The organism is Trabulsiella guamensis ATCC 49490 (genome assembly GCF_000734965.1).
In the GTDB taxonomy this organism is placed as follows: domain Bacteria; phylum Pseudomonadota; class Gammaproteobacteria; order Enterobacterales; family Enterobacteriaceae; genus Trabulsiella; species Trabulsiella guamensis.
The window spans coordinates 1-5145 of the sequence record NZ_JMTB01000087.1 but is presented as its reverse complement, the minus strand read 5'-3'; the positions used below and the strand labels follow the sequence as shown (position 1 = coordinate 5145).

Genomic DNA, 5145 nt, shown 5'->3' with positions numbered 1-5145 from the left:
GCCACCGCCGTTATAGCCTGGATAGCCTGCTGGGTACGGCTGCCTGTGCCACTGGTGGCATCCTTCATTGCGTCAGCATACGCATTCTGGTAAATAACCTCGTTGATGTCCGTCTCTGTCGCTGTTTTGCCCGGATGCGCTTTTTCCCATTCGGATTTTGCCGCATTACGTTCTTCCTCTGATGCGTTCTGACGTTTTTCACTGGCTTTCTGTGCTGCCGAAATAACATCTTCAGTACGTGCAATATCAGACACCTGTGTGCCAATGTCGCTGATGAGCTGCGATTCCTGTATCTTCTGCTGCTCTTTTTCCTTATCAAATATCTGACCGATGCTGCCGTTGGCATTTGCTGTATCACGGGACAGGTCATTCACGTCCTGCTGCTGGTTATCTTTATCCCGGATAATAATGTTACCGCTGCTGATGGCCGACGATGTGGTTCCTTCGGCACTGCCGCTGCTGTTCCCGCCGCTGAGCATACTGTTTGCCATGTTTCCGGCAAACTGCCCGCCGATGCTGCCACCGGTACTCATCCCGACGCTCTGGTGTTCAACCTTATATTTCGCCTCGTTGTGGATATCGGTCCAGCCCAGCGTACCCGTATCCAGGCGGTTCTTATCATCAGTGGCTGAAGAGGCGATAACCGCACCGTCAAGCTGGGTATGACCACCCACCTTAATGTCATAGCCACCGTTGCCTGCCGTTATCCGCTCTGCTCATTAACCGACCTGTAGTTACTGTCCATTTTGTCGCGGCTGGCGTTAACACTGGCAGAGCCGGACATGGAGCCGAAACTGAAGCTGGCCCCTGCGTTAACGTTCTGCTGTTTACTGTGATAGCTGTCGCTGTCCTGTTCGCTGCGGATCGTCAGGTCGCGCCCGATATCTGCCGTCACGCTCTCACCGCTGACCTGTGCCCCGATAAGGTTTGCATCACGTCCGCTGTTGATGGTCAGATTGTTTCCTGCATTGACCGTGGTTTCCGTGTGAGTGGTGCCGTTGCCTTTCTCGCTGCCTTTACCGGCATTGACGCTGGCCGAGACGTTAATCCCCCAGCCACCGGAGCCTGCACCGATGCCGACTCCAACACTTCCACCCTTGCTTTCGTTTTTCCCTTCGAGCCTGGAGGTATTTTCAGCCGAAACCAGGTTAACGTCGCGGTTAGCAGACAGCAGGGCGTCATTGCCTGCGCTGACCTGGCTCCCCTGTATCAGAATATCGCCATCCTGGCCTTTCTGACCGCTGCCGGTAGCGATGACGGCCAGATTATTCCCGGCGGTCAGGCTGCTGCCTTTTGAGGTGGTCTGTTCACTGGTCTGGGTGGATTTTGACGACTGGCTGCCATACGAGAGACTGACACCCACGGTGTTGGTATTTGACGCCTGGTCTCCCTGCGCCGCATCCATACGAACAGCCTGCGAGGCCTGGACACCGGAAAGCGCCGCCTTCACGCCCTGGAGCGCGGCAAGGCGGTCATTATCCGTCTCTTTCGCCTGGTTTGCCGACTGCACCGCACTGTTGACGGCGCTGCCCGCCGTCCCCGAAAGGGCAAGGGTGAAACCGGAACTCTTCTGTTCCACTTCGTGCGTCTGACGGCTGTTTTCTGTTGCGGAAGTGACGCTGACGTTCTTACCGGCCAGCGTCATGTCGTTGCCTGCAATCAAATCAGAGCCTTTTACATTCAGGTCATTACCCGCGCTGAGGGTGACATTACCTTTCACTGACCCCACGGTACTGCCCTGGTGCGAGACATTCTGCGCGGTATCCGTAACTTTCAGCGCCTGGGTACCGTAAGTCATTCCGATTCCGCCCGTCCCCGAGAGACCGGACTTCTTCTCCTGCTTCTGATGGCTTTCTGAACTGCGCGTTTCGGCGGTGGTGATGGTCAGATTGTTTCCGGCCTGAAGACGGACGTCGTTGTCTGCAACGACATGGCTGCCCTGAACCAGAAGATTATTTCCCGCCTGCATCTTCACGCTGTCACCGCTGAACAGTGAACCCTGTGCGGTTTCGCTGTTCACCACATCATGCGTGGTGGTCGTTTTTTTCGAGAATGCGCCGCTGCTGCCGGTGTATTTGTGTCTGGATTCAAATTCACTGCTGTCTGTGGCAGAAGTAATGTTGATATCGCGACCTGCACCGACCCCGAGACTCTTGCCTGCTGACACGGTGGCAGCCTGCGCGTTCACATCCCGTCCGGCCACCATCACCACCGACCCGGCACCGCTGATTTCACTGCCGGTATGCTGTGTGGCGGACTGTTTCAGCCAGTTATTTTTGTCCCAGGAGAGACTGTCGCTGGCCGAGGTGGTCACGGTATTCAGGTTCAGGTCGCGCCCCGCGTTCAGTACGGTCTGGCTGTCCTTACCGCTGTTAACCACCTGTGCCCCGGTGAGACTGATGTCCCGCCCGGCAGAAAGGGAGAGTTTACCGTCATCGCCCTGAACATAGATACCGCCCGTGCGCTCAATGGTGGTCCGCTCAAAGTGGTTATTTCCGGCGGTACTCTGTGCGCTACGGGTGGTGGTGACAACATTGATGTCACGTCCGGCATTCGCCAGTACGGTGTTATTCCCGCTGATGATACCGCCGATATTGTTGATATCGGTACGCGCCTGAAGGCTGACATCCGCCCCCTGGATAGTGCCTGCCTTGTTGGTGATATTGTCTGCGCTGAGTGCAACGGCTTCACGTCCGTTGAGGGTGCCACTGTTCACCAGGTCGCTGCTGAGGTTCATCACCACATTCTGTCCCCCCAGCAGGGCACCGGAGCCATCCATGTCGCCCGGTTTCACGCGGGCATAGACCTGCGGCACCATCACCGTCTGCCAGGTGCCGTCCGCAAGCTGAACCTGCGTGTTGACCAGCCACACCATATCGTCAGTCAGCAGGCTCATCTGCTCTGCGGTCAGCGCCACACCGGGGATAAGGTGATATTTCTGCCCGAAGGTGATCCCCGCATCCATCAGCGCCTTAAACTGTTCTTCATCACTGCGGTGATCACCGAGGTAACGGCTGCCGGTCAGGGCGATCACCTGTTCGCGAACAAGACGCTGCTCATAATACCCGTCGCCCAGGCGCTTGTGCATATTGTCATGGTTCAGGGCGAACGCATTCTGCATATAGTCGCTGCCGAGCCACTGTTTGTTATTCGTAAAGCGCGGATCGGTTTCCACCAGATACGCCGCGCCCGGTTCAGGATGGGTTTTAAACAGGCTGTTATCCGGTAACTGTGTGTTCGGGCCGGTGATACGAACCACGGTCTGACTGCTGTTGTCCCCGGAGACATCTTCACTTACCGGCACTTCGAACTGCTGGCCCGGTTTCAGTACGACAGGATGACGCGCCGGAATATCTGTTCCGGTGCTGATATCATGTCCGTTAACACCTGCGGTGATATTTCCTGTACCACTGATGGTGGTGGTGGTTCCCTGCTGTGCCACAGACGCAAGCTGAAGTCCGCTGCCGTCAACGGTGCTGTTCCCCTCCAGTTTGCCGGGACGCAGGCTGATGCTCTGTATTACGGTCGGAGGGACATAATCAGACGTACTTGTACGCTGTGAGTCTGAGCCTTTGCTGCTCCTGCGCGAGTAGTGCGTCACCGTGCCTTCATCGGTTATCCAGCGGCTGCCTTCCGGCATCACGTTATCCACGCTGTCGGCCACAATCCCCAGCGTACCGCCCGCCACTATCTGGCTTTTATCGTTCAGGACATGATTTGCATTAATTGACAGATGCCTGCCGGAAAGGATTTTCCCCGGATCGCTGTCCTTAATCACTTCCTCTTCAATGGAACGGGTGTACTGATATTCGTAGAAATTATCGTTGTTATGGCCGGTATCTTCCGGTGTGTTCAGATTTAACAGATTATCCGCAGAGTTACGGTCGATAAACACACCGTCGGCGTTTGCATCCCAGCGGTTCGGGGAGCCGTTATGCTGGTACTCGTGAATATTTTCTGTGGAAATATGCACCACGTCGGTGGTGAAATGGTCATTGATGTTGTTGAGCTGTCCGACAGACAGGGACATATTTCCGGCTGACTCAATGGTCGCGCTGTGGTTATTCAGCGTGCCCGCCTGGCCGGTTGCCAGCCCGTTTGCGTCCAGCCTGCCTGCAACGGCCATGTCACCCGCACTGTAAATCAGGGCATGGTCGCGGTTATTGATGACGCCTGCACCAATGTCCACGCGCTCGCGTCCGGCGATGGTGGCCGCCGTTCCGTTTTCTGCCAGGTTATTCAGTATCCCGGCCTGAATACCAACGTAATCACCGTAAATACGTCCGCTACCGGTATTGTTCAGCGTCCCGGCCTTCAGCAGCGTCCAGTTTCCGTCAATCAGACCGTAGTTGTTCAGCGTGTTCGCCACCGTCAGCCAGGTATGGCCTGCGGCAATCTCCCCGGTGGCACTGTTGTACAGGTTACCGGAGGTGAGGTCGAGTTTAGCCCCGGCCAGCAGTTTTCCGCTGTTGGTGACAAGCCCCGGCGTCGTCAGGGTGAAGCTGCCATTGGCAATCATCTCCCCGGTATTGACAATATCCTGACGGCTGTTCAGCACCATATTGCCCAGGGACAGTAACTGACCATCCCCGCCGATGCGGTCAGCCTGAATGGACATTCGCTCTCCGGCCTTCACCACGCCTGCGGTATTGACCAGAATAAGCGCAGTCCCGCCCAGCGACAGCGTGCCACCGGCGGCGAGTTCACCACGGGTATTATCCAGCGTACCGCTGTTTGTGATGGACAGAGCCTGTCCGGTCAGAAGTGTGCCGTTCGTGTTATCCAGCGTCCTGCTGCTGATAACCACGTTCAGCCCCTCAATGCCTTTTTCTGCGTACTGTGTGTCCCGGTTAATCAGCGAGGCGACGTTAAGGGTGACGGTGGCACCGCTGCGGATAAGTCCCAGCGTGTTATCCATCACACCCTGTACGGCATTCAGCAGCAGACTGCCGACACTCTGTATCTGGCCGTTGCGGTTATCAAGCCGGTTTACCGTGAAGGTGGTGGCCTGTTCACCCACCACACGCCCGCCATTGCTGTTATCCAGCCAGTCGGCCCTGAGCGTGAAGTCGCCTTTTGCTCCCAGCGTGCCGTTCTGATTATTGAGTCCGGCGGTGGCGAGCTGCATGGCGGCCAGACTGTAAA

2 protein-coding genes are annotated in these 5145 nt (G+C 56.5%); both read right to left on the bottom strand.

What is annotated here, in order from left to right; all coding sequences use genetic code 11:
- The coding region (locus GTGU_RS26680) for a hemolysin (RefSeq protein ID WP_245609615.1) at positions 1-674 on the bottom strand (674 nt) is incomplete at its 3' end.
- 29 nt (positions 675-703) lie between these two features.
- A partial coding sequence (locus GTGU_RS13790) for a hemagglutinin repeat-containing protein (protein WP_245609614.1) occupies positions 704-5145 on the bottom strand: 4442 nt, incomplete at its 5' end.